The organism is Curtobacterium sp. VKM Ac-2884 (assembly GCF_015350945.1).
Taxonomy (GTDB): Bacteria; Actinomycetota; Actinomycetes; order Actinomycetales; family Microbacteriaceae; genus Curtobacterium.
In genome coordinates, this window is sequence record NZ_JADKSA010000004.1 from 41,905 (window position 1) to 65,426 (window position 23,522).

Here is a 23,522-nt window from a genome sequence, read left to right on the forward strand (position 1 = left end):
CGTTCACGGGCGTCGAGCACGCCTGTCGTGTTCAGGGCGTCGGGGTCAACGGCAGCAAGGCCGCGTTAGGCGAGCCTGCGGCGGACTCGAGGTGGGAGCCCGATGGGCCGGCTGCCGGGCGGGGATCCTGCTCGGAGCGGAGGCCGCCCTTCGGTCGAGCCGCGGCTTCGCGTCGGTTCCGGATGAGCATCGCCGTCAGCGTGAGCAGGATGCCTGCCACGGCCCAGATGCTCAGCCGGATGATCGGGGCGGCGACCGCGGCGCCGTCGAAGTACTGGACGGACCGCAGCAGGTCGAGCGCGTCGCCCTGTGGGAAGACGTAGTAGAGCGTCTGGAAGAAGTCGTTGAGGACGTGGATCCCGAGGGGACCACCGGACGACGTGTTCCCGAGGATCACCAGGGCGAGCGTCATCACCAGAGCCGCGATGGTTCCGCCCAGTGCTGCGACGCCCGTGACCGCTCCCCCGATGGCGAGCCCGGTCAGCCAGAGGATCCCGAACACGGCCCAGGGGCCGACGGTCACCGCTCCGAGTGCGGAGTCGATCCACAGGGTGATCAGACCGGCGAGGAGACCGGTGTAGAGCACGAGGACGATGCTGCGCTCGATGAACTTCGCCGCCGTGTCGACAGTGCCGAGGATGCGTCCGAACACCGTCGCACCGAGGGCGGCCCCCAGGCCGGCGAAGAGGATCGCATAGAACTCGATCGATCCGACCGGGTCCTGCTTCGGCAGGGGTGCGAGGTCTGCGGCCGTGTTGGTGGTCCGCAGTTTCGCTGCGATCGAGTCACCGATACCGGAGATCGCCTGTCCGAGGCCACGGCCGCCGCCGCTGGCGATGTAGGTGGTGACGCCGGCGCCCTTCCCCGGAGCAGGTAACACCACAGCGCCGTCGACGTCGCGGTCGAGCACCGCGGTCCGCGCCTGCTGGTCAGAGGCCACGACGGTGAGGTCCAGCGATCCTTGCTGCTCGAGCGCGACGATCGCGTCAGCGTCGCCGGTGACCGCGAGATGCACGTTGTTCGGCGTCGGGTCGCCGAACGCGCTCGAGTAGCTCGTCAGCATCGCCATCGCGAGGAGCAGGATCGCGATCCCGCCGAGGATCACGTTCCGGTAGCGATGAGCCGATCCCGGCCCTTCGGAGTTCAGCGTTCCGCCCGCGACCGCCGCTTCGAAGGCCGGGTGCTGCGGGCCGTCTCGCCGGTCCGGTGCGGGTTCGGTCACGTGCGTCATGGTGTCCTTTACAGTTGTCCAGTAGATGACGAACGTACATCAGAGCTCTCAGTCTGGCAAGATGGACGCATGACGGAGGGAACACCCACGGCGGCACTCGCGAGCCAGCGGGTGGACCCGCGCATCACCCGCACCCGCGCCGCCCTGATCCGGGCGTTGACCGCACTCGTGTCCGAGTCGCCGAAGGGCGAGACGATCTCGATGAGTGCAGTGGCGCAGCGAGCTGGCTTGAGCAGGCAGGCGCTCCACAACCACTACAGCAACGTCGGTGACCTCGCGACAGATGTCTGGATCAGTCGACTCCTCGAAGACCATCTTCCCCTCGACGAGGGCGCGGCGAACCTCGCGCAGGCCCTCACCGACGCCGTTCGCGAACGCGGGATCGAACCGCTGCTCACCGCAGGACGATCGGATCGGGAGTTCTTCGACAAGCTCCGTGCCATCCCGCGCGGCGAGCGGGTCACCGAGGTGCTGGCTTCGGCGATGACGACGTGGCTGACGGAGTCCGATCGCGATGGCCCCCGACCGGTGGTCGCACTCAGCGGGGACGCCCGCACCTTCACGATCGGCGGCATGATCGCGCTGGTGTCGACGTGGCAGATGGCCGACGCACCGCCGAGCACCGCCCAGCAGGTCGCCACGCTCCGCACGTTCGCAGCCGCGGCAGCCGGTGCCCGCACCGACTGACGCGCAGAGCGCCACCATGCAGAGTTCGCGGCAGCCACCCGTCCGGGCCGGCCGGCCCGGACGGGTGTGTCGTCAGCCGTCGTAGGCGACGTAGTGCAGTTCGGCGTCCCGCCGCTCGTCATGGAGCTTCACGTACGCCTGCGCGATGACCGCGGGCTCCGCATCCGGTCGCCCACCTCCGATCAGGGCGGTGATCGCGACGAAACCGACGTAGACACCCTTCTCCGCGACGGCGGCACCGAGGTTGAGGATCCAGTTCCGGAGCCCTGCGGCTGCGATGTTGACGTTCCCGCGGACCGGAGTCCGGGCGAGCGCACCACCACCGGTCGTCACGAGGACCGTGCCTGTGCCGGCGGCGATCATGTCGGGCAGCACCGCACCGACGGCCGCGATGGCGCCACCGAGGTAGAAGTCGATCTGTGGCTGCAGGTTGTCCATCGTCACATCCACGGCATCGACCGACTCCAGTGCCCGATCCGCCGGCGAGTACTCGAGGACGTCGATCGGACCGAGCGACTCCCGGATCGACCGGAGTGCGCCTCGGATCGTGTCGGGCTCGCTGACGTCGGCGGTGAACCCGCGAGCCTGGATGCCCTCCGCGACGAGCGCACTCGCCAGGGCATCCACCTTCGCCTGGCTGCGGGCAACGAGCGCGACGTCGAAGCCCTTCTTCCCGAAGGCGCGAGCGATCTCGAGACCCAGTCCGGGTCCCGCGCCGATGATGGTGATGAGGGGCATGATGTGTCCTTTCGTGGCCCACCGCCGGGCCCTGCAAGCTGGTGCGGTAAGTTGAGAACGTCCTCAAATCCACTGCAGCATATGTTGAGACCGCCCTCAAGATCCTTCGGAGTCGCTGTGAGCACCCCACCCCGTCTGCGTCGAGACGCGCAGGCGAACGTCGAGAAGCTCCGCGCTGCCGCCATCGCCGTCTTCTCAAAGCGAGGGCTCTCTGCGCCACTGGAGGACATCGCGCGCGAGGCCGGGGTGAGCATCGGGACGCTCTACAACCGCATCGGATCGCGCGAGGACCTCATCGACGCAGTCGTGCCCGACATCGCGGGGGCGAAGCTCCGAACCCTGCGGGAACGGACACTAGCCCAGGACACTCCGCGCGCGCAGTTGGAGACCTTCATCGCCGAGATGATCGACCTCCAACGAAGCGACCCGGCGATGAACGACGCGATGCTGCGGCGCTACCCCGACGCCGTGCTCCTCATCAACGCATGCGAACGATCGATGGCGCTCGGAGCGGAACTCGTCGCCAACGCACACGCCGCCGGCGTACTCACTGCGGACTTCACCACCGAGGACCTGATGACCGTCTTGTGGATGGCCGGGATGGCCAGCCATGACCCTGCCGCTCCGGACGGGTGGCGCCGTGTCGTCGACCGGAGCATCTCCGCTGCCTGGACCGTCCAGGGCTGACTCCGCGACGAGCCTCGCGTCCGCACCACCGGCAAAGCCGCCTCCGTATCGCTAGCGCAATGGCGAAACCGAGTGCCTCACAGAGGGAAAACTAGGAGTCGGGTCTGCTGCACGGATAGGTGACATCTGATCTGGCTTTCCCGGGACGGTGGGCCCGGAAGGTTGCGATCGTGCCCAAGCCATATCTGAAGGAGTTCCGCAATGACGTGGTGCGTGTCGCGGAGAACCGCGAGCCCGGCGTGTCGATCAAGTGCATTGCTGGCGACTTCGGGTCCACCCGATGACACTCACGAAGTGGCTCGCCCGCTCGGGCGCCGAGAAGACAGCCGTTGACACCGGTGCGCCGCTGCTGGGTGGTCGAGATGCTGAGATCCGCGAGTTGCGTCAGCGCAACCGTCTCCTCGAGCAGGAATTCAAGGTGCGACGTCGTGCGGCGGCGTATCTGTAGCAAGCGCACCTTCCGGGAATCAGAGCGGCCCTCCCGCTATATGAATATCAACAGGCTCACGCCGCCTTGCCTTCGTTCAGCTTCTTGAGCTCCTGAAGCTCGGCCCAGTGTTGTTCGAGTCCGGCGAGAGTAGGGCTGACGCCCTGAGTGATGAGGGCTTGGGAGTGGGCGTCGATGTACCGGCAGGCTTCCTCGAAGATCTCGCTGACCTTCGGGATGATCTCGCCGAGCTTGTCGACGTTGATGTTGCCGAGCGTCGTCATCTGGACGTTGGCCTGATACCGGCGGGTCACGCCCTTGAGCAGCTCGTCCTCCGTGAAGACCTCGCACCAGGAACGAAGATGGCTGTAGCCGGTGTGGACCAGCGCATCCCGGGCTTCACCGTCCAACTGCTTGGCGGCTTGGATGGTGCTGTTAATCCGACCCTTGATCGCGTTCAAGGAGTCGATGCGCGGTCCTGTGGCGCGGGACACCTTGCCCTTGCCGCTCTCGTCAGTGATCTGGAAGTAGGCGCACCGCTTGGACTTCTCGAACAGGGCGAGGAGCGTCGTGGCGAACAGGATGTCGTGGGTGAAGACGATGACCTGGTTGTCGTCGGCCAGGCGGGCGATGCGCTGGGCAACTTCCTTGATCCGACGGTGGTCGAGGCTGGATACCGGGTCGTCGAAGATGACAGGCGCCGTGATGCCTGCGAGGCGAGCCTCGGCGAGGAAATCTGCGAGCGCTAAGACTTTCTGTTCGCCCTCGGACAGCACCTTGGACGGCTTGTGCTTACCGCTCAGCACCTTGCGGCGCTGCGCCTTGCCCTCTCGCCCGACGAACTGGACCTTGAGGGACGGGGTACGGAGGGCTTCGCACTCCTCGAGGAACAGCGCATCAAAGCTCTGGTTGATCAGCTGGTCGCTGGCGGTCTTGGCGAGCGCGGTCACGGAGCGGCCGAGGCCAGGCAGCGGGCGCTTGAGCGTCTTGCGGCGATCGGCCTCCTTGGCGCTTTTGACCTGCGTCTCGACCACCGCCCAGGACTTACCCAACTCGATGGCGTCCTTGAGTTCGAGCAGCTCTGATTGCCTTTCAGCCAGCGCCTCGGTTCGGCCCTTCTGCAAGGTCTCTAGGTCCGTGATGCTGTTGCCCACGGTGGTCAGCGCAGTGTCGACCTCGGCGCGAGGCTTGGCCACGAGATCGGCGATCTCGATGCTGGCTGGTTGGCTGGCGGCCACTGCCGTGGCGGCGGCGCTTCGTGCGCCTTCGATCGCTTGAACCTGAGTGAAGTAGGTCGGGCGCTCGCTTGGATCGGCGTCCTTGTATTGCTGGATGAACGACGCCATCTCGTTGCCTTGGAGCGCGGCAGCTTGCCGCCTGTAGCCATCGAGCGTGGTGTCGGTGATACGGATGTCGGCAGAGATCTTGTCCTCAAGGTACGTCGAGTAGCGAGTGAGCAGATCACGCGCCGGATCGAGCAGAGGCTGGCGGCAATAGAGGCAGCGGTCTGCATCGTGCGCCTCAACCTCGACGAGATGCTGGCGGTACGTCTCGCCGGCCTCGATGAAGTCGTTCCAGGTGTCGTCGGGCTCAGCAGGCAGGTCCGCGGCCGCGAAAAGCTCGCGGCGGAACGTCTCGAGATCGGTCGTGAGCTGCGCGCGCGTCGCCAGTGCGTCGTTGTACTTGGCCTGCTCGAAGCCCAGTAGAGCTTCGGCCGCGGTCGCTGCCTCTGACAGAACTCGCTGCTCGCTCTTGAAGCCGGTTATCTGGGCACCCATGGTGTTGGCGCGCAGGGCCGCAACGCCCTGGGTCAAAGCATCGAGCTCTTGATCGACGTCATCCCCGCTCTTGGCCTTGGCCTTGAGGTCGGCAAGCTCGGTGGAAGCACCGAGGGTCTCGATCAGCGGATAGATGGTCGATCCGCGCTGGAACCTGGAGAGCAGTGCCGAGCCGCTCGAACCAAGCTCAGAAATCGCCGCATCAATCTGAGCTGCTACTGCCTGGATCGCAGTCGCGACGTCCTTGAACAGGGCCAGCGAGGCCGGGGTGTAGACGTAGTCAAGGTCCTCGTCGACGTGGGTGCGCACGGCGGGGCTGTCGAAGATCGACATGCGCGTGAAAGGCGACACCCCAAGTTCGCCCGTCCAAATCAGAGTCTGAGCGTCGTCGCCGAGCTTGAATTCAAGTTTGGCGGACTGTGCTTCCGAGGTGTCGGCATCGATGTTGCCGAGGATCGTGTCCGCGGTACGGCTGTTGGCCAGAGCCTTGAAGATGCGGGAGTAGCCCGTCTTGCCAGTTCCGTTCTCCCCATAGAGGATCGTCAGGCCCTCGTGGGGCTCGATCGCTACACCCGCCACCAGCGCGTTGACACCACGTACCTCGGAGAGCCGGGTCAGCGACAGCGGCGGTGCCGACTCGTCCTGGCGAGCCTCGATGTTGAGCAGTGGAACGACCGGAAGCTCCCGCTTGTCGAGCGCTTTCTCCTGTCGGAACAGCAGGTAGGCCTTGTCGACCACGGAGGCTCCGACCGGGCGTCCGGTGGCGATCACTTCGGCGACAAGCAAGCGCACCCACTCGTCGTTGGCGTTCGCCCACTCGGCGAGTTGTGCCCGCGGATCAATGAACTCGGCTGGCTCAGTCGACTCCGCCACTTCGGCTTCAGTCGGTGTAGTCATCAGGCGCAGCCCTCCCGCGGCGTATCAGCAGTGATCGGTCTTGACGGCCCGCGCCGATCGTGTCCCTCATGACCTGCTCACGATCTCCTCTGCGCCGCAGCGGGCGCTCATCCGTTGTCCCAACGCTAGCCATGTGGTCCGACACGGTCGACGATGCCGCGCCCAATGCGGTTACACACCAGACTCCGACCGCACCATCAGGTGCGCCTCGGCGGCGACGCTGTCGCTCGGGACTGCTGCAGGTTCGGTTGACTCCTGACGGGTAGGGGCATCGGCTCCTGCTGGAAGGATGTGCGCCATGGTGAAGGCGTATCCGGAAGAGTTCCGCCGTGACGTGATCGCGGTCGCCCGGAAGGGCGAGACGTCGGTGCGGCAGGTCGCGAAGGACATCGGTGTGTCCGAGTCCTGCCTGGCCCGCTGGTTGCGTCTCGCGGACCGTGATGACGGCGCCCCTGCTGCTGCGTCGCCATCCGTGAAGGCGATTGAGCAGGCCGAGCTGCGGGACGCGCAGAAACGGATCCGGCTGCTCGAGCAGGAGAACGAGATCCTCCGCCGGGCAGCGGCGTACTTCGCCCAGTCGCAACTCCCAAAATGATTTACCCGCTGGTCCTCGAACTCGCCGCCGATGGTGTCCCCGTCGCGGTGACCTGCCGGGTGCTGGGTTTCTCGAAGCAGGCCTTCTATCGGTGGCGCGCCGACCCGGTTTCTCAGCGGGACTGGGAGGACGCGCACCTGACCAACGCAGCCTTCGACGCGCACCGCGACGACCCGACCTTCGGGTACCGGTTCATCGCCGACGACCTTCATGCTGCCGGCCACCGGGTGTCCGAGCGGCGAGTGTGGCGGTTGTGCTCGCAGCAGCGGCTGTGGTCGCTGCACGCGAAGAAGCGGGGCCTGCACCGCAAGGCCGGGCCGCCGGTGCACGACGATCGGGTCCGACGTGCGTTCACGGCGCCGGATCTGGATCGGCTCTGGTTGACGGACATCACGGAGCATCCGACTGGTGAGGGCAAGCTCTACCTCTGCGCGGTCAAGGACGCCTGCTCCCGGCGCATCGTCGGCTACTCGATCAGTGATCGGATGCGGTCCTCGCTCGCCGTCGCGGCCCTGCAGATGGCAGTGCAGCGCCGGAGCCCAGCCGGGACGGTTGTCCACTCAGATCGAGGGAGCCAATTCCGGTCGAAGAAATTCGTCCGCGCGCTGAATGGTGCTGGCCTGCTCGGATCGATGGGGAGAGTCGGTGCGTGCGCGGATAACGCGGCGATGGAGTCGTTCTTCGCGCTGCTGCAGAAGAACGTGCTGAACCGGAAACGTTGGGCGACCCGGGAAGAGCTCCGGCTCGCGATCATCACCTGGATCGAAGCGACCTACCACCGGAAACGACGCCAGCGAGGTCTGGGGAAGTTGACGCCGATCGAGTACGAGACCATCATCAACCCACAGGTCGCACTCGCGGCCTAAACGAACGAGTCAACCAATCCTGCAGCAGTCCCGACCGACCACCGTTCCCCTTTAATCACGGCGCCACATTGAGCGCGTCCGCTTTCGGTCGCCAACAGCACGGCGCCACGGATGCCCACATCGTCGTAGTGCACGTGCCCAGCCGCTTGTGCTGCATCCAGTCGCCCTAGAGCTGGTTCAGTAGACGGTCCTCCAGTCGGCTGACGGTTGCCCGCAGACGACGCCGAATCCTACCCCCTGCGTCCAGACCAACTCTGTCTCACATGGGTGGTCCGCGAACCTTCGCAAATCACCCCCGCCTTACGGACGCCTCGGGACCAACGAAGGCTCAGTCGCCCTGCGGTCGGCTCAACCCGTTCGCGCTGCCAAACAACGTGTCCATCTCCGTATTTCAGACACGCTAAGTAGCAGTCGGACAAGTTAGCTGGCGGATGACAACAAAAGCAGCCTTCGAAGCGCCCTTGCGGACCGCGAGAACATGCCGTGGAACGCCACCGTGGTGGTGTTCACCCCAAGCCGAACGCAGCAGTCTCAACGGCAGCGATTCAGCTGCACCGTCACACAGACGGGTGTCAGGAGGCTCTACGCAGCACCAACGGTCATCGCCGGGCGTCGGAGCGCCAGGCTCAAACAGTCGAGCGAGCGCGGATTGTTAGGCGCCAAGTCACTTGTACAGTTCGGGATTCGTGTAGAAATCCGGAACAGGTTCTTCGGCCGGCCGGCCGAACTCCGTGAGCAGATCCTTCACGCGCGGATCTTCGTGCGTGCTCTCCCAGCAGTCCTCGCCAGCGCCTGCGTCGAGGATTGCAGCATCGGAGTTGCGAACGAACAACCGGATGGAGTCCGGATCGAAGTCGTACCCGTTTGGCTCCCACAGCAGGATGGTGTACTCGCCGTCGGTGCTGATTGTTGGAAGGCCGATGTTGAGGCGAGCGTTGAGGACGTTGAGTCGATCGATGACGACCCGACTGAGGTCAGCGAGGGATCCGTTCTCAAACTTGCCGAGCATCCTTTGCCCCGTCACAGAAGCCGCGGGCTCCAATTGAGTAACCTCAGGCGAGGAGGGTACGGAATTGCTCAGATCAGGGTCTTCTTGCACACGATCATCCTACGGGACCGGCCGTCGAGTCGGTTTGCTCGTTCGCGCGGCTTTGTCGGGCGCAGTTCGAGTCGGGTGCGCCTTCTCTATCCGCCTTGGCATCTGAGCCGCCGGTAGCAAGCTAGCCCGGTGCGGTTGACGACGTAGTTCCCTGAGTGCGGTTGCGTGTTGGCGTGGGGAGCATTTCGCGTTCGCTGCCACGCTACTTCCGGCGCTACAGAATTCTGTACGCGGCGCTGCGGAGTGCTTGTTCTCGAGGTCTTGGAAGGGTGCCGGCCTTCGCGAGGGCACGTTGGTGAGCAACCCAACGTGCGATGGAGGCTTCGGCGGGATCAGATGAGCGGCGACGCGGCGGCCGTTGTTCGTCTTCCCAGAACCGTTGGTGGGCTTCGAGCCACGACTGCCAGGTACCGGCTTGTGGGCGCCAGAGGAACCCGGGCAGCACTTCCAGGCGGGAGCGTTGGTACTCCGTCATTCCTGCTCGCGTAGAAGCTCGGCGCTGGTACGCGAGCCGGTCGACCAGCCGCTGTTCTGCGGTTCTTGGTCGGGGACGAACTGCGCTCGCGAGAGGCAGCCGACTGTTCTGGGTCACGAAGGCGTCAAGTTGGTGGACCATCGTGACCCAGCGCTCGACGGATGGTGTGGGTATCGGGTCCTTGCCGACGTCAGCGAGGTAGAAGTCAAGGCTCCGGCGTTGGTCCGGGGTGAGCTGGCTTGCTGGGGTGTTAGCGATTGTGGCCCAGTGCTCGTGAAGTCGGGACAGTTGGGGGTTCCGGGTCGGCACGGCGGTCCTTTCCGAGACCGCAGGTCGGTCTCGGGACTGCTATGCGCGGATCAGCGACGTGTTGGGAGCCGCGCTGTGCGTCGAGCGGGTCGAGGCCAAAAACGGGACGACTTCGAGCTAGCGGATCACTAGCGTTTCGACGTCCCCGCCCCTTTGAGAGGTTCGCTCGTGCCCTCCCCCTCACGTCCCGCCGCCCCGTACACGCCGCTGCTCGCGTTGCCTTGGTGGGACACGATCGGTCCGTTCCTCACCGCGCTCGTCGACGACGTCGCGGCCGCTCTCGACGTGAACCCGCGCAGCCTGTACCCGTTCGTCACGCCCTTCGTCCTCTGGTGCTGGCAAACAAAAGGACTGGACCTCGACCGGGCGAAGATGTTCCGGCGAAGCAGGATCGAGAGCTATGTCCTCAACGGCATGACCGGCATGAGCCGGGGAACGAAGAACACACTCCGCGGGAAGCTCTTACGAGTCAGCGAAGTCGTCGCACCTGTTATCGAGCCGGCACCGCTCAACGGAATAGGCCGGTCAACGCCGACTCCGCCGTACGACTCCAAGCAGCGCGCAGAGCTGTACTCGTGGTCACGCACCCGCGGAACGTACGCTGCGCGACGAGACGCTGCGGTGTTGCTTGCGCTCGGGCTCGGTGCTGGCCTTGCGACACGTGAGCTCCTCGACGTGCACCGCAGAGATGTCAGTGTGGACGGCACTTCCGTTCGCGTCCGTGACGCACGTCGTCGCTCCGTACCGGTCGAAGAAGGATGGCGACCAGTGCTCCGGCAACAACTCGCCGACCTGGCACCAGATGATTGTGCGTTCCGCCCCGGCCGCACCGGCACGAGCTCCGGTCAGGTTGCCGATTTCGTTCGCCGTACCGCCACCGACCTCGACATCCGCCCGGCGAGGATGCGCTCGACCTGGCTGTGCTGGCGGCTCGAACGCAACACTCCCGTCGACACGCTGCTCGCCGAATCCGGGCTTCACACCTACGCGTCGCTCGACCGTTACCGCGTCTTCCTTCCGCTCCCCTAACGACCCCGGAACGGGACCCAAACGCGGCCCCGTCGTCGCGTTGCCTGAGATCGTGCGGTGCCGCGACACGCCGATCGATCCGCGGAACGGTGCGGATCGGGAGGATTTCGCCCGGCTGGCCGGATGCAGCCCGCATAGCCAGTGCGTGATCAACAACGGCAAGCGCCAAGAGCGCAACGAAACTGTCCAGCCCGTCCTCGCTCAGAAGATCGACGACGCCATCGAGAAGTACAGGCCCATCATCAACCGCGGCACCTACGACCACGTCGGACCCTTCGTCCGCGACGTCGTCCGCGCCATGTCCCCGACCACCTACGACAACGCGCGTCGCCTGCTGTCCATGGTGTCCGGTCTGACGTCATGGCGGTGGACGCGAACCGGCTGCGACCTCACCCCCGAGCGCATCTTCCGCGACTCCACCATCTCCCTCTACGTCAACACCGTCCTCGCCAACCACTCCCACGCGTACCGCTTCGACACGACACGGCACCTCGGCGCAGTCACTACCCGGCTCACCGGAGAACGCACCAGCCGCCTCGCCCCGCCGGCATCGGTGCGCCTGGCGCCGTACACGAGCGCGGAGATGGCTCAGCTGCACTCGTGGCAGGTCGCGCTGCCGACTGCACAGGCACGACGGAACGGCGCCGCTTTGCTCGCGCTCGGTGCCGGCGCCGGTCTGACCCCGGCCGAGATCATCGCTGTCCGAAGGAGCGACATCACGACTGACAGCGACCGCCGGTGGGTGACAGTCCGCGGCGCAGCCGAACGCAACGTGCCGGTGAAGGACCAGTGGGTTCGTACGCTCGACCAGGCGCTCACCACCGACGAGGATCTCCTGTTCCACGGCTACGAGTTCGAGGAGTACGCGCCGCGACCTATCCAATCGTTCCTCACCGCCAACCCCGGGCCGGTTCGACTGACCCCGATCCGTCTTCGTTCCGGCTGGATCGTCAGTCTCCTCAACGCACACGTCCCACTCGATGTCGTCGCGGAGATCGCTGGCTTCTCCTCGCTCACCTCGATCACCGACTACTTCGCCCACGCCACCTCAGCGAACATCGACGGCTGGCTCGACGCGATCGCCGGTCCCGCGGGAGCGACCCGATGAGCGGCCACGGCATCACCAACGGCGACGCGATGCGGTTCTTCGAGACCGACGGCCGCAAGAAGTCCACGGTCGACGAGAGCTCCCTGTACGACATCGCGAAGGAGAAGGCTTTCCGGAAGATCCGCCTGCGCGAGCACGAGATCGCCGACACCCGTTCAGGGTTCGCGGTCTTCAACCGCAAAGCAATCCGGCTCGCCAAAGCCCGGCTTAAGGCGACCGGCGTCGTCGACGCGTACGCCATCTGGCGACACGAAGAAGGTTTCCGGGAGTCGAACGGAGGCGCGCCAGCACTGATCTCCATCGAGAACCTGCTGATCGGGTGGATGCTCGTCACGACTGCAGGTCAGCCCCAGCTGCTCCTTCAGCTCGGGTCCGTCTTCTTCGGCATGCTGACCAACGGGGCCCGCGAAGAACTCGGTCTCCCCAAGCCGAGCAGCAAGAAGTCCCTCATGAAGGTCGAGAACTGGCAGCAGAACGTCGGCAACGCCCACCGACGCTTCATCGCGATCGTCGACCCGCACCTCGGAGAAGACCGCTACACGGCAAAGACGGTCGAGGAGAACGCCGCGACTATGGAGAACCTCGACAAGGAGCGGGAAGCAATCGGCATGGCGCGTCTTGCCGAGTTCATGGCCCGGTTCCTCAACATGTCGTTCTTCCTCCAGCCTCGCGCCATCCGGAACGCCCCGGAACGCAAGGAGGTCGATGTCAGCTTCGACGGGACCCACATGTCGTCTCCGCTGACGACCGGGATGTCGCACAACAAGGAGAAGATCGCGGCGCGCATCAAGAAAGACAAGGTCTTGTCTGCAGCCGGAAAGCCACGCTCCGGCCCGGTCTCGCCCTACGCCGCATGGAAGGTCGTCGAGACGCCCAAGCGCATCGACGCACCTCCGGGCCAGATGGCGCAGTACGAAACCGAGACGGCGTACCTCTGGGGATGGAACGCCACCCTCGCCCGTCGCGTGTTCCTCAAGCCCGACGACCGGTGCAAGGCTCCGCAGCTCATCCTCGGCGCGACCCTGAGCATTCCCGGCAGCGGGAACGTCGAGGCTGCCGCGTTCGTCCTCCAGCAGATCGTGCGGGCCGGGCACCTCCCGGGCATCGCAGATGCCGACATGGAGTACTTCGCCAATGCCAAGCCCGAACGGCTCTACGACCCGATCCGAGAGATCGGCTGGGAGGCCAGTACCGAATGGCGGGACGACCGTCTCGGTCCGCGCGGCGGGTTCGCCGGAGCGATCTTCATTGAGAGCGCCGCCTACTGCCCCGCCATGCCCATTTCGCTCCAGATGGCCAGCCGGCACGTCAAGGACGGAGGCATCGACGAGGTCACCTACCGTGCACGCATTGATGAGCGGGAGAATTGGGAGGTGCGCCCGAAGGCACGCCCCAACCCGGACGGCAGCGTCACCATGATGTGCCCAGCATCCGGCGACAGCCCCCGCGTCAAGTGCCCGCTGAAGAAGGCCCGAGCGCGCGTCTCAGAGGCCAAGCTGCTGACGATGGACGAAGTGGACCCGAGCGAGCCCGGCTACCCCGTCGGCGATGACCTGCCCCTCATCTGCTGCCAGGACTCCGTCAAGTTCCCGAAGGAGAACCTGCCACCGCTCTCGCAGGCATTGCGCTACAAGTCCCGCGAATGGTCCGACTTCCACGGCTACGCCCGGAACATGGTCGAGAACAGCAACTCGATGCTCAAAGCACCGAAGTACGGATCCCTGCACGTCCACCTCAACCGGCAGTCACGGGGGTTCGCGTCCGGGTACGTGTTCCTGACGTTCCTGCTGGTCGCACTCAACATCAAGCAGATCTGTGACTTCCTCAAGGCGAAGGAGATCGCAGACCGCCGAGCGGCTGAAAGCCGACCGCCGAGGAGGCCGCAGATTCAGCGACGTCGAGACCGCGAGTTCTTCAACGAGTACACCGGCACGCGTCCTGGTGGTGTTCCGGACCTCGAGGTCCGTCAGGCGCGAGCCAAGGAGCGGCGAGAGAAGGAAGCCAAGGCAGCCGCGGCCAACACCAGTCGATCGCCGCGAGCTCGGGAGGGAGCTACAAAGCAGGGCTGAGCCCACAAGACCCAGAACAACGAGGATAGGCCCGCAGCCAACCGGCTGCGGGCCTCTCCTCATTGTTGGGTTCTTAAGACAGTTCTTAAGACACCCCTTCGGTCGGGCTGACAGGATTTGAACCTGCGACCCCTTGACCCCCAGTCAAGTGCGCTACCAAGCTGCGCCACAGCCCGCGAGTTCCGGAGAACTCAGGATCCCGGAGGACCCTCGCCCACGTCCGACCGGAGCGCGAGCGACCGGTCCAGCATAGCGGACGCCAGACCCCCTCCGCGCCACGGCGAGTCGGACCGAGCAAGCAACCAGAGCCGCCCGAACAACCCGAACGACACGATCACCCCGGGCGAGACCTCACCCCGCCCGCACCACCTCACGCCGCGCCGCCAACCACGGCAACCCGAGCCCGACGAGCAACCCGCCGGCCCCGTCCGCCGCCAGGTCACCGATGGTGTCGTCGTACCCGACGTAGATCGCCGAGTCGACGAAGTTGTGCCCGAGCCACTCCCCCATCTCCCACGCCGCCCCGATCGCGAGCCCCGCGCACAACCCGAGGATCGCGACGACCACCCGGCGCTCCCCGTCCGGCGCCGGCACCGCGCGCAGGTCGGCACCGATGACGTACAGCACCGCCGCGAGCAGCCCGGTGAGCACGACGTGCATGAACTTGTCCCACAGGAACACGCTCGTGTACCACTCGAGCACGCTCGACCACCCCGCGAGGAGCACGAGCACGCACACCGCCAGGTCGAAGGCGGGCCGCAGTCCGAGCATCCGCGGCACCACGACCCCGAGCAACGACAGTGCCATCACCGGCAGCGCGGTCCCGCCCCACCCGATGCTCGCGACGACCAGGCTCACGAGCGTCAGGGCACGAACGACGTCGGCCACCAGGAACTTCGGCCGCAGGAACGTCGGCCCGAGCGCCCGGATCACGACGCCCACCGCACGACCGCGTGCACGGCCGCGTGGTCAGAGGGCCACACGCCGCCCGGCCGCCGGTTCGACACGGCCACCCGGTCGACGGTCGCGTCCGGCGTCACCAGCACGCCGTCGATGCGCCGGCCACCGACACGCGGACTCCCGTAGTGCGGGTACGTCCCGTACGGCTCGCCCGTCTGCCTGGAGGCCCGTCCCCAGCTGTCGACGACACCAGCGTCCGCCAGTGCTCGCCATGGTGCGGACCCTGCCGGACTGTTCCAGTCAGCCATCACGACGGCGGGCAGGCCGCGCTGTCGCACGATCCGGCCGAGGAGTTCGGCGGACCGCAGTCGGGCCCACGGCGAGGCGACGTCGAGGTGCGTCGCGATGGCCAGGAAGCGGACGCCGGTCGCGCGGTCGTCGACGACGGCGCCGACGGCGTGCCGGGGGAAGGACGTGGCCCACGAGCGGGATCCCGGACGGCTCGGCGTGCGGGACAGCGCCCAGGTGCGCTGCTCGACGACGTCGAGGCGGGAGCGGTCCAGGAAGAGCCCGACCTGCTCCCCACCGCCGCGCGCGCCGCGCCCGACCAGGACGGGCTCCCAACCCGACCCGAGGCCGGCCGTGAGGTCGTCTGCCTGCGTGGGGAGGGCCTCCTGGACGGCGAGGACGGTGGGCGCTTCGGACGTGACGAGCGCGGTGATGGCATCGCGGCGACGCTCCCAGGCGTCCGGGTGCGCGGACGGTCGTGGCACGCGGCGCCGCACGTTGAGGGTCATGCAGTGGACCTCGGGCGACCGGACGGCTCCGATGAGCGGGTGGTCGTCGGGGTGGTGGGGCATGCCTCCCTTCTACGAGACGACACCCGTCGGATTCCCAGGGACCTCTCCGCGTGGCTCGTAGGGTGGCCCGATGCGTTCTCGTTCCACCCCTCGTGTCCTCGTCGCGATCGCCGTCTCCGGACTGCTGCTCGGAGCCGCCGGGTGCACGTCGAGCGGGCCGGACACGAGCCGCCCGACCCTCGCGAAGGCCACGGCGGGGACGGTCACGGTCGCCGACGCCTCCGCCGCCGCGGCTCGGTCGGTGCGGGTGAGCACGGCCCTGTTCGCGAGTGCTCCCGGCGCGATCGTGGCGACGGCCGGTGATGCCGACGCGATCTCCGATGCAGCTAAGGCCGCGGCGAGCGCCCACGTCCCGGTGCTGCTGACCGCGAAGGGCGCGAAGGGTGGCGCTGCCGTCGCGGGCGAGCTCGACCGGCTCGGGGCCGACTGGTACCAGGCCGAGGGCGACGTGTCGGTCGACACGGACGTCGAACAGCGGAAGGCGCCCGAGGACGGCGACGCGCCGGAGTCGACCCGGGCCTCCCGGCAGGCCACGGTGGTGGTGGCGGACGCGAGCGCGGACGCTGCGGCCGTGGCGACCGCCAAGGCCGCCGGTGCGAAGGTGGTGACCATGCCGAAGGGCGTGACCGACCCGGCTGCCGCGCCCGACGTGGTGACGGCGCTGCACGAGCGGAAGCAGCACCAGACGGTCCTGGTCGGGGCCGCGTTCGACGCGCTGCAGGACCCGGAGTGGACGGTTCGGGCGGCCGAGGGCGGCTACCAGCTGCGGAACGGCGGCCAGCGGCCGTTCGACGGGCACCGCTACGTGGCGCTGTACGGGGCTCCCGGGGCGCCGGCGCTCGGTGTGCTCGGCGAGCAGGGGCCGGAGGCCACCGTCCAGCGTGCCGAGCAGGTCGCGAAGCCGTACCGGGCCGAGTCCGACGAGCTCGTGACGCCTGCGATGGAGGTCATCGCGACCGTCGCCGCGGGGGACGCCGGGGCGGACGGCGACTACTCGACCGAGCTGCCGGTGTCGACGCTCGAGCCCTACGTCGACGCCGCGCACGACGCCGACATGCCCGTGATCATCGACCTGCAGCCGGGGCGCTCGGACTTCCTGTCGCAGGCGAAGAAGTACGAGTCGCTGCTGAAGAAGCCCGGCGTCTGGCTCGCCCTCGACCCGGAGTGGCGGCTGACGAAGGACCAGGTGCCGCTGCAGCAGATCGGCCGCGTGTCGGCGTCCGAGGTGAACGAGGTGTCCTCGTGGCTGGCGTCGCTCGTCAAGAAGGAGGGGCTGCCGCCGAAGGCCCTCGTGCTGCACCAGTTCCGGCTCTCGATGATCCAGGACCGGTCGGCGCTGAAGACCCATCCGGAGCTCGACATGCTCGTGCACGTCGACGGGCAGGGATCGCAGCCGGACAAGCAGGCCACGTGGAAGGCGCTGCACGAGGGCGCTCCGGAGGGCCTGCACTGGGGCTGGAAGAACTTCTACGACGAGGACACGCCCATGCTGACGCCCGGGCAGACGATGGCGGACGTGCAGCCGACGCCGTCGTTGGTCACCTACCAGTAAGCGCGTTCCGTCGCGTTGTCCACAGTCGGGAGGCGCGGGTCGGCTTTCGTCGGTTGCTCCTGACAGCATGGGGGCATGGAAACCACCGCCCCGCCTTCTGCAGACATCGCCGCCGAGGCACAGCAGGCGCTCGCTGCGCTCACCGGGCGCCCCGACGCGGTCTTCCACCCCGGCCAGCTCGAGGCGATCTCCGCCCTGGTCGAGCACCGGCAGCGCGCCCTCGTCGTGCAGCGCACGGGGTGGGGCAAGTCGGCGGTGTACTTCCTCGCGACCCTGCTGCTCCGGCGCCGTGGTGGGGGCCCGACCGTCCTGGTGTCACCGCTGCTGGCGCTGATGCGCGACCAGGTGGCTGCGGCTGCCCGGGCCGGGGTCCGTGCGGTGTCGATCAACTCCGCGAACGCGCACGAGTGGGGCGAGACCCAGGCTGCGCTCGCCCGTGACGAGGTCGACGTGCTCCTCGTCTCCCCCGAGCGCCTGAACAACCCGAAGTTCCGCGACGAGCAGATGCCGACCCTGATCGCGCGGATGGGCATGCTCGTGGTCGACGAGGCGCACTGCATCTCGGACTGGGGCCACGACTTCCGACCGGACTACCGCCGGCTGGCCGAGCTCATCCGGTCCCTTCCCCACGTGGTCCCCGTCCTGGCGACCACCGCGACGGCGAACGAGCGCGTGGTCGAGGACGTCGCCGAGCAGCTCACCGCCGGCCCGGCCGACCCGGTGTTCACGATCCGCGGGTCGCTCGCCCGCAAGTCCCTGCGGCTCGGCGTGCTCACGTTGCCCGACGCCCGACAGCGGCTCGGCTGGCTGCTCGCGCACCTCGGCGACCTGCCCGGCAGCGGCATCATCTACACGCTCACGGTCTCGGCTGCCGAGGACATCGCCCGCCTGCTGCGCGACAACGGGTACGCCGTCCGGGCCTACACGGGGCGCACCGACACCGACGAGCGCGAGCAGCTCGAGCAGCAGCTCAAGAACAACGAGCTGAAGGCCCTGGTCGCCACGAGTGCGCTCGGCATGGGGTTCGACAAGCCGGACCTCGGGTTCGTCGTGCACGTCGGCGCGCCCTCGTCGCCCGTCGCCTACTACCAGCAGATCGGTCGTGCGGGTCGTGCCACCGACAACGCCGACGTGCTCCTGCTGCCCGGGCGTGAGGACCGCGAGATCTGGCAGTACTTCGCCAGCGCGTCCATGCCGACCGAGGCCCGGGCCTCCGCGGTGCTCGGAGCGCTGTCCACCGACACCGCGATGTCGACCGTCGCGCTCGAGGGCCTGGTCGACATCAAGCGCTCCACCCTCGAACTCCTGCTCAAGGTGCTCGACGTCGACGGGGCGGTCCGACGCGTCACCGGCGGCTGGGTCTCCACCGGGCAGCCGTGGCAGTACGACGCCCCGCGCTACGAGCGGGTCGCCGCCGCACGTTCCGCCGAGGCCGCCTCGATGCTCGACTACGAGTCCACCTCGGCGTGCCGCATGCAGCTGTTGCAGCAGGACCTCGACGACCCGTCCGCGGAGCCCTGCGGCCGGTGCGACAACTGCGCCGGGGCGTGGTTCCCGACGGCGGTCTCCGACTCGGACTCGTCCGGTGCGGCGGCCGCGCTCGACAAGGTCGGTGTCGAGATCGCCCCGCGTGCCCAGTGGCCGTCGGGCATGTCGTCGCTCGGCGTCTCGGTGCGGGGCAAGATCGGCGCCGACGAGCTCGTCCAGCCCGGCCGCGCGGTGGCTCGTCTGACCGACCTCGGCTGGGGCGGGCCGCTCCGTGCACTGTTCTCGCCGTCGACGCCCGATGCTCCGATCTCCCGGGAGCTCGTCGACGGCTGTGTCCGGGCACTCAAGGACTGGCCGTGGGAGACCCGGCCGACCGGGGTCGTGGCGATGTCCTCGCGGTCGCGGCCGCAGCTCGTGGGGTCGCTCGCCCAGGCGCTGTCGACGATCGGGCGGCTGCAGTTCCTCGGCACGCTCGACCGGAACGGCGGCACGCCCCGCGGCGACGGTGCGACGAACAGCGCCTACCGGTTGTCCGGCGTGTGGGACACCTTCGTGGTGGATTCGTCGCTCGCCGCTGCCCTGCAGTCCCACGACGGCCCGGTGCTGCTCGTCGACGACCTGGTCGACAGCCGGTGGACGATGACCGTCGCGGGCCGCGAACTCCGGCGTGCCGGGGCCGCCGCCGTGCTGCCCTTCGCGCTGGCCACCGTCGCGTAGCGCTGCGCGCGCGTACTGACTCGGAACGACACCCTCGACGTCGTACGACATCGACAGAGTCGTTCGGCGTCGGCGGCCGGCGGGCGGGGCTAGCGGCGGGCGGGCTTCGGGAACGTGGCGCGCATGTGGTCGGTGGTGAGCACGTCTCCGATGCCGATCATGAGCAGCGAGAACACGATCTGCTCGATCACCATCCAGAACGGGTACAGCCCGGGGATCGCCGCCACGATGAGCGTCACGATCGGGAAGATCCGACTGAACAACCGCACCCGCTGGTACGCCCAGTAGTACCCGAGCTGTGCCCGCCACGCGAACACGTAGAGCGTCAGGGTGATGAGCAGCACGACCGTCGCCCGGAACCACACCGCCCACGGCACGGTCTCCCCCGCGCGCGTCAGCAGCACGGCGACGACGATGGCCGCGAGTCCGACGATCGTCTCCGCGACGAGCAGCCACCGGATCCACCGGAAGGAGCGCACGGTGTCGGGGTGCTCGAGCATGTCCTGGCGGATGACGTACCCGCCCTGGCGACCTCCGGCCAGCCGGTCGAGCCGCAGCCGGCACCACAGACGGTCGGCGAGGCCACCGAGTCCGTCGTTGCGCTGCGTCACCAGTACATCGTGCCGTATCGAGCGACCGTCGACGTACCGCGCGGGTACCGACGCCGACCCCGAACGACGTCATCGAAGTCGCACGACGTCGACGATGTCGTTCCGGGTCGGCGCGGGACTGCCCAGCCGGCTCAGTCGCTCGGCACGAGCGCCGCGCCACCCAGCACGGTGCCGGTCGCGGCGTCGAGCAGGACGAGGGAGCGGACCTCGTCGGGCAGGGTCCACGGGTCGCTCAGCACGACGGTCAGCCCTTGCTCGACGCCGGCGGCCTGGAAGACGTCGAAGGACTCCCCCGCCGGCGTCCACTCCGGGTCCTTCCCACCGGTGACCGTCCCACCGGACAACACGACGTCGACCGGCCCCGTCGTTCCCGTCTTCAGGTGCGAGATGTCCACCGCGAGGGTGGCGTCACCCGTGTTCCCCGCGATGTGGACGTGGCCAGAGGCAGCGGCGCCGTCGATGCCGACGATGTCCCCGGAGACCGGCGGGACACGGCGCCACCACGGCTCGATCGGCGACGAATCGGCGGACTGCACGGCCGGGGACTCGTCGGACAGGGGTACGCCGAGGCCGTTCGAGGGTCGCAGCCCCTCTGTCGGCGACTGCGCAGGCTCGGGCGCGGCACCGTCGGAGCGGGTGACGGTGTCGTCCTCGGACGGTGCGTGCGAGACCGTCCAGAGTGACACCGAGCCGACGACGACCACGGCGACGAGGGCACCCACCAGGGCGAGCCGACGTCGATCCGTTCCCCACCGCCCGATGCGCACGCTCCCATGATGCCGCGCCGACGCTGCGGACGCGCTCCGGGCCTCCCGGCCGAACGCGAACGCGAACGCGAACGCGAACGCACAACGCGCCCCGTGCAGACGGGACGCGTTGTGTGTGACGGAGCTGCGACTCAGCGCTTCCGGCGCTCGCGCACGCGCATGTTGACGTTGATCGGGGTGCCGGAGAAGCCCCAGACCTCGCGGAGTCGACGGGTGATGAACCGTCGGTACTGCGGGTCGAGGAACGCCGACGTGAAGAGCACGAAGGTCGGCGGCTGGCTCGACGCCTGGGTCCCGAACAGGATGCGGGGCTGCTTGCCGCCGCGCACGGGGTGGGGGTGCTCCTGGACGAGCTCGGCGATGAAGGCGTTGACCTTGCCCGTCGGGATGCGGGTGTCCCACGACGCGAGGGCGGTCTCGAGCGCCGGCACGAGCTTCTCGAGGTGACGGCCGGTGCGGGCGGAGATGTTGACGCGCGGGGCCCAGGCGACGTGCGCCAGGTCCTGCTCGATCTCACGCTCGAGGTAACGGCGACGTTCGTCGTCGAGCAGGTCCCACTTGTTGTAGGCCAGGACGAGCGCACGGCCCGACTCGAGCACCAGGTCGATGATGCGCAGGTCCTGCACGGAGACGGGCTCGGTGACGTCGAGGACGACGACGGCGACCTCGGCCTTCTCGAGCGCGGCGGTGGTGCGGAGCGAGGCGTAGAAGTCGGCGCCCTGCTGCATGTGGACGCGCTTCCGGATGCCGGCGGTGTCGACGAAGCGCCACACCTTGCCGCCGAGCTCGATCTGCTCGTCCACCGGGTCGCGGGTGGTGCCGGCGATGTCGTTCACGACGACGCGCTCTTCACCGGCGGCCTTGTTGAGCAGCGAGCTCTTGCCGACGTTCGGGCGGCCGAGGATGGCGACGCGGCGGGGGCCACCGACCTCCTGCTTGGCGACGGCCGAGGTGTCGGGCAGCGTCTTGATGATCAGGTCGAGCAGGTCCGCGACGCCACGGCCGTGCAGGGCCGACACGGGGTGCGGCTCGCCGAGCCCCAGGTTCCAGAGCTCGTAGGCGTCGAGTTCGCGGCGCTCGTCGTCGGCCTTGTTCGCGACGACGATGACGGGGCGGTCGGTGCCGCGGAGCATCTTGACGACGTGCTCGTCGGTGGCGGTGATGCCGACCGTGACGTCGACGACGAACAGCACGGCGTCGGCGAGGTCGATCGCGACCTCGGCCTGCGCGGCGACCGAGGCGTTGATGCCCTCGGCGCCGGGCTCCCAGCCACCGGTGTCGACGAGCGTGAAGCGCTTGTCGTTCCAGTCGGCCTTGTAGCTGACTCGGTCACGCGTGACGCCGGGGACGTCCTGCACGACGGCCTCGCGACGACCGAGGATGCGGTTGACGAGCGCGGACTTGCCGACGTTCGGGCGGCCGACGATCGCGAGCACCGGGTAGGCGGGCAGGTAGTGGACGCCGTCCTCGCCGACCTGACCGGCCTCGAGCAGGGCGAGGTCTTCGTCCTCGAGGTCGTACTCCTCGAGTCCGGCGCGGAGCGCGGTCGCGCGCTGCTCGGCCTCGGCCTCGTCGAGTCCGGCGAGCCGCTCGCCGAGGGCGTCGTCGTACTGGGGGAAGTCGTCGTTGTCCGGGTTGTCCAACTGAGCCATGGTGGGTTCCTCGCGAGCGGCCGGAGCCGCGGTGTCGGTGGCCGTTCCCGGCCGGGCCGGAGATCCGGCCGTGGTGTGACCAGGCGGCCGAGGCCGTCCGGTCGTGCGTCAGTGCGTGGCCGCGCGGGCCAGGTCGACGACCGCCTGCACGGTCTGGTCGAAGTCGAGGTCGGTGGAGTCGAGCGTCGTAACGCCGTCTGCGGCGTTCATGAAGTCGACGACCTTCGCGTCCGCCGCGTCTCGACGAGCGAGTGCGGCGGAGGTCTCTGCGGCCGACTGGGTCGTGACCTCCGCCGAGCGCCGGGCCATTCTAACGGACTCGTCGGCCGTCAGCAGGATCCGGACCTCGGCGTCGGGTGCGACCACCGTGGTGATGTCCCGACCCTCGGTGATGATGCCCGGCGCGTCGGTCTTCCGCATGACGTTCCGGAACAGCTGCACGAGCCGGTGTCGAACGTCGGAGAGCTTCGCGATGTGGGCCACCGCGCCCGTCACGTCCGGGGTGCGGATCGCATCGGTGACGTCGGTCTCCCCCACGCGCACGTAGTAGTCGTCGGGGTCGGTGCCGATGGCGTAGTCGAAGGTGTCCCAGCTCGCCAGGATCGCCGCAGCGTCGTCGAGGTCGACCCGCTGCTGCAGGGCGTGCCAGGCGAGGGCGCGGTAGGCGGCGCCGGTGTCCTGGTAGCCGTAGCCGAGGGCACGGGCGGCCGCGCGGGAGACACTCGACTTGCCGCTGCCCGCGGGGCCGTCGACCGCGATGACGATCTTCGCGACGTAGGCGCCGTCGGTCAGGCCGGCCGGTACCGGGGCGCTGGTCGAACCGGGCTCGCCGCCGGGTTCGCCGAGGCCACCGGCCGGTCCGCCGAGTGCGCCGCCGTCGCCGCTGCCGCTGAGCGGGCCGCCGGCACCGCCCTGGCCCGGGGTCGGGAGGCCGGTGTCGGGCCCGTCGGGTCCGCCGGTCACACCGGAGTCGTTCGTCG

At 68.1% G+C, this 23,522-nt stretch carries 19 protein-coding genes and 1 tRNA gene; 9 read left to right on the forward strand and 11 right to left on the reverse strand.

The window, feature by feature from the left end; genetic code table 11:
- Positions 1 to 31 precede the first annotated feature (31 nt).
- A complete protein-coding gene (locus ITJ60_RS11740; protein ID WP_139195345.1) occupies positions 32 to 1,222 on the reverse strand; it encodes an ABC transporter permease in 1,191 nt (396 codons plus the stop codon).
- 78 nt (positions 1,223 to 1,300) lie between these two features.
- On the opposite strand from ITJ60_RS11740, the gene ITJ60_RS11745 reads away from it, so the two are divergent.
- Entirely contained in the window at positions 1,301 to 1,918 is a 618-nt protein-coding gene (locus tag ITJ60_RS11745) for a TetR/AcrR family transcriptional regulator (RefSeq protein ID WP_194648058.1), read from the forward strand.
- A 72-nt stretch (positions 1,919 to 1,990) separates the two neighbouring features.
- Here the strand turns inward: ITJ60_RS11745 and ITJ60_RS11750 are convergent, their stop codons facing one another.
- Entirely contained in the window at positions 1,991 to 2,656 is a 666-nt protein-coding gene (locus ITJ60_RS11750) for an SDR family NAD(P)-dependent oxidoreductase (RefSeq protein ID WP_194648059.1), read from the reverse strand.
- A 117-nt stretch (positions 2,657 to 2,773) separates the two neighbouring features.
- On the opposite strand from ITJ60_RS11750, the gene ITJ60_RS11755 reads away from it, so the two are divergent.
- Together ITJ60_RS11755 and ITJ60_RS11760 are read left to right on the forward strand one after the other, a co-directional pair.
- The gene (locus tag ITJ60_RS11755) at positions 2,774 to 3,343 is read left to right on the forward strand and encodes a TetR/AcrR family transcriptional regulator (protein ID WP_194648060.1); all 570 of its coding nucleotides are present in this window, start codon (positions 2,774 to 2,776) and stop codon (positions 3,341 to 3,343) included.
- Between the two features lie 280 nt (positions 3,344 to 3,623).
- On the forward strand, positions 3,624 to 3,791 hold the full coding sequence (locus ITJ60_RS11760; protein WP_194648061.1) for a hypothetical protein: 168 nt from the start codon (positions 3,624 to 3,626) through the stop codon (positions 3,789 to 3,791).
- A gap of 56 nt (positions 3,792 to 3,847) precedes the next feature.
- On the opposite strand, the gene ITJ60_RS11765 is transcribed toward ITJ60_RS11760, so the two are convergent.
- Complete coding sequence (locus ITJ60_RS11765; protein ID WP_194648062.1) at positions 3,848 to 6,445, reverse strand: AAA family ATPase; 2,598 nt, start codon at positions 6,443 to 6,445, stop codon at positions 3,848 to 3,850.
- Positions 6,446 to 6,743: 298 nt separating this feature from the next.
- Between ITJ60_RS11765 and ITJ60_RS11770 the strand changes: the two genes are divergently transcribed.
- Positions 6,744 to 7,906, forward strand: a protein-coding gene (locus tag ITJ60_RS11770) for an IS3 family transposase (protein WP_194648063.1) whose coding sequence is annotated in 2 segments (ribosomal slippage) — positions 6,744 to 7,023 and positions 7,023 to 7,906 — 1,164 coding nt in all. Because the reading frame shifts where the segments join, the coding sequence is not laid out codon by codon here.
- Between the two features lie 664 nt (positions 7,907 to 8,570).
- On the opposite strand, the gene ITJ60_RS11775 is transcribed toward ITJ60_RS11770, so the two are convergent.
- On the reverse strand, positions 8,571 to 9,005 hold the full coding sequence (locus tag ITJ60_RS11775; protein WP_194648064.1) for a hypothetical protein: 435 nt from the start codon (positions 9,003 to 9,005) through the stop codon (positions 8,571 to 8,573).
- A 952-nt stretch (positions 9,006 to 9,957) separates the two neighbouring features.
- On the opposite strand from ITJ60_RS11775, the gene ITJ60_RS11780 reads away from it, so the two are divergent.
- From ITJ60_RS11780 to ITJ60_RS11790, 3 genes are read left to right on the forward strand one after another with little or no spacing between them, the layout of a single operon-like run.
- Positions 9,958 to 10,818: a hypothetical protein gene (locus tag ITJ60_RS11780; protein ID WP_194648065.1), complete on the forward strand. Its 861-nt coding sequence runs from the start codon at positions 9,958 to 9,960 to the stop codon at positions 10,816 to 10,818.
- A gap of 40 nt (positions 10,819 to 10,858) precedes the next feature.
- On the forward strand, positions 10,859 to 11,926 hold the full coding sequence (locus tag ITJ60_RS11785; RefSeq protein WP_194648066.1) for a tyrosine-type recombinase/integrase: 1,068 nt from the start codon (positions 10,859 to 10,861) through the stop codon (positions 11,924 to 11,926).
- Positions 11,923 to 13,995 carry a hypothetical protein gene (locus ITJ60_RS11790; protein WP_194648067.1) on the forward strand — a complete coding sequence of 691 codons (2,073 nt, stop codon included), beginning with the start codon at positions 11,923 to 11,925 and terminating at the stop codon, positions 13,993 to 13,995. The genes ITJ60_RS11785 and ITJ60_RS11790 overlap by 4 nt, the downstream gene beginning before the upstream one ends.
- A 102-nt stretch (positions 13,996 to 14,097) precedes the next feature.
- Here the strand turns inward: ITJ60_RS11790 and ITJ60_RS11795 are convergent.
- The 3 genes from ITJ60_RS11795 to ITJ60_RS11805 all read right to left on the reverse strand — a co-directional run bounded on the left by ITJ60_RS11795 (position 14,098) and on the right by ITJ60_RS11805 (position 15,755).
- A tRNA-Pro gene (locus ITJ60_RS11795) sits at positions 14,098 to 14,171 on the reverse strand.
- A gap of 175 nt (positions 14,172 to 14,346) precedes the next feature.
- Positions 14,347 to 14,928 (reverse strand): hypothetical protein, encoded by a 582-nt coding sequence (locus ITJ60_RS11800; protein ID WP_194648068.1) that lies wholly within the window; start codon positions 14,926 to 14,928, stop codon positions 14,347 to 14,349.
- On the reverse strand, positions 14,925 to 15,755 hold the full coding sequence (locus ITJ60_RS11805) for an endonuclease/exonuclease/phosphatase family protein (RefSeq protein ID WP_194648069.1): 831 nt from the start codon (positions 15,753 to 15,755) through the stop codon (positions 14,925 to 14,927). Before ITJ60_RS11805 ends, ITJ60_RS11800 begins: the two co-directional genes overlap by 4 nt.
- Before the next feature lie 70 nt (positions 15,756 to 15,825).
- On the opposite strand from ITJ60_RS11805, the gene ITJ60_RS11810 reads away from it, so the two are divergent.
- Positions 15,826 to 17,307, forward strand: coding sequence for a hypothetical protein (locus ITJ60_RS11810; protein ID WP_194648070.1), 1,482 nt, complete (start codon positions 15,826 to 15,828; stop codon positions 17,305 to 17,307).
- Positions 17,308 to 17,382: 75 nt separating this feature from the next.
- Positions 17,383 to 19,512: a RecQ family ATP-dependent DNA helicase gene (locus ITJ60_RS11815; RefSeq protein ID WP_194648071.1), complete on the forward strand. Its 2,130-nt coding sequence runs from the start codon at positions 17,383 to 17,385 to the stop codon at positions 19,510 to 19,512.
- Positions 19,513 to 19,601: 89 nt separating this feature from the next.
- On the opposite strand, the gene ITJ60_RS11820 is transcribed toward ITJ60_RS11815, so the two are convergent.
- From ITJ60_RS11820 to cmk, 4 genes are all read right to left on the reverse strand, one after another.
- The gene (locus tag ITJ60_RS11820) at positions 19,602 to 20,123 is read right to left on the reverse strand and encodes a hypothetical protein (RefSeq protein ID WP_123293894.1); all 522 of its coding nucleotides are present in this window, start codon (positions 20,121 to 20,123) and stop codon (positions 19,602 to 19,604) included.
- A 131-nt stretch (positions 20,124 to 20,254) separates the two neighbouring features.
- Positions 20,255 to 20,890, reverse strand: a complete 636-nt coding sequence (locus tag ITJ60_RS11825) for a hypothetical protein (protein ID WP_194648072.1) — start codon at positions 20,888 to 20,890, stop codon at positions 20,255 to 20,257.
- A gap of 131 nt (positions 20,891 to 21,021) precedes the next feature.
- Positions 21,022 to 22,542: a ribosome biogenesis GTPase Der gene (der, locus tag ITJ60_RS11830; RefSeq protein ID WP_111084613.1), complete on the reverse strand. Its 1,521-nt coding sequence runs from the start codon at positions 22,540 to 22,542 to the stop codon at positions 21,022 to 21,024.
- 108 nt (positions 22,543 to 22,650) lie between these two features.
- On the reverse strand, positions 22,651 to 23,334 hold the full coding sequence (gene cmk, locus ITJ60_RS11835; RefSeq protein WP_228510264.1) for a (d)CMP kinase: 684 nt from the start codon (positions 23,332 to 23,334) through the stop codon (positions 22,651 to 22,653).
- Positions 23,335 to 23,522: the final 188 nt, after the last annotated feature.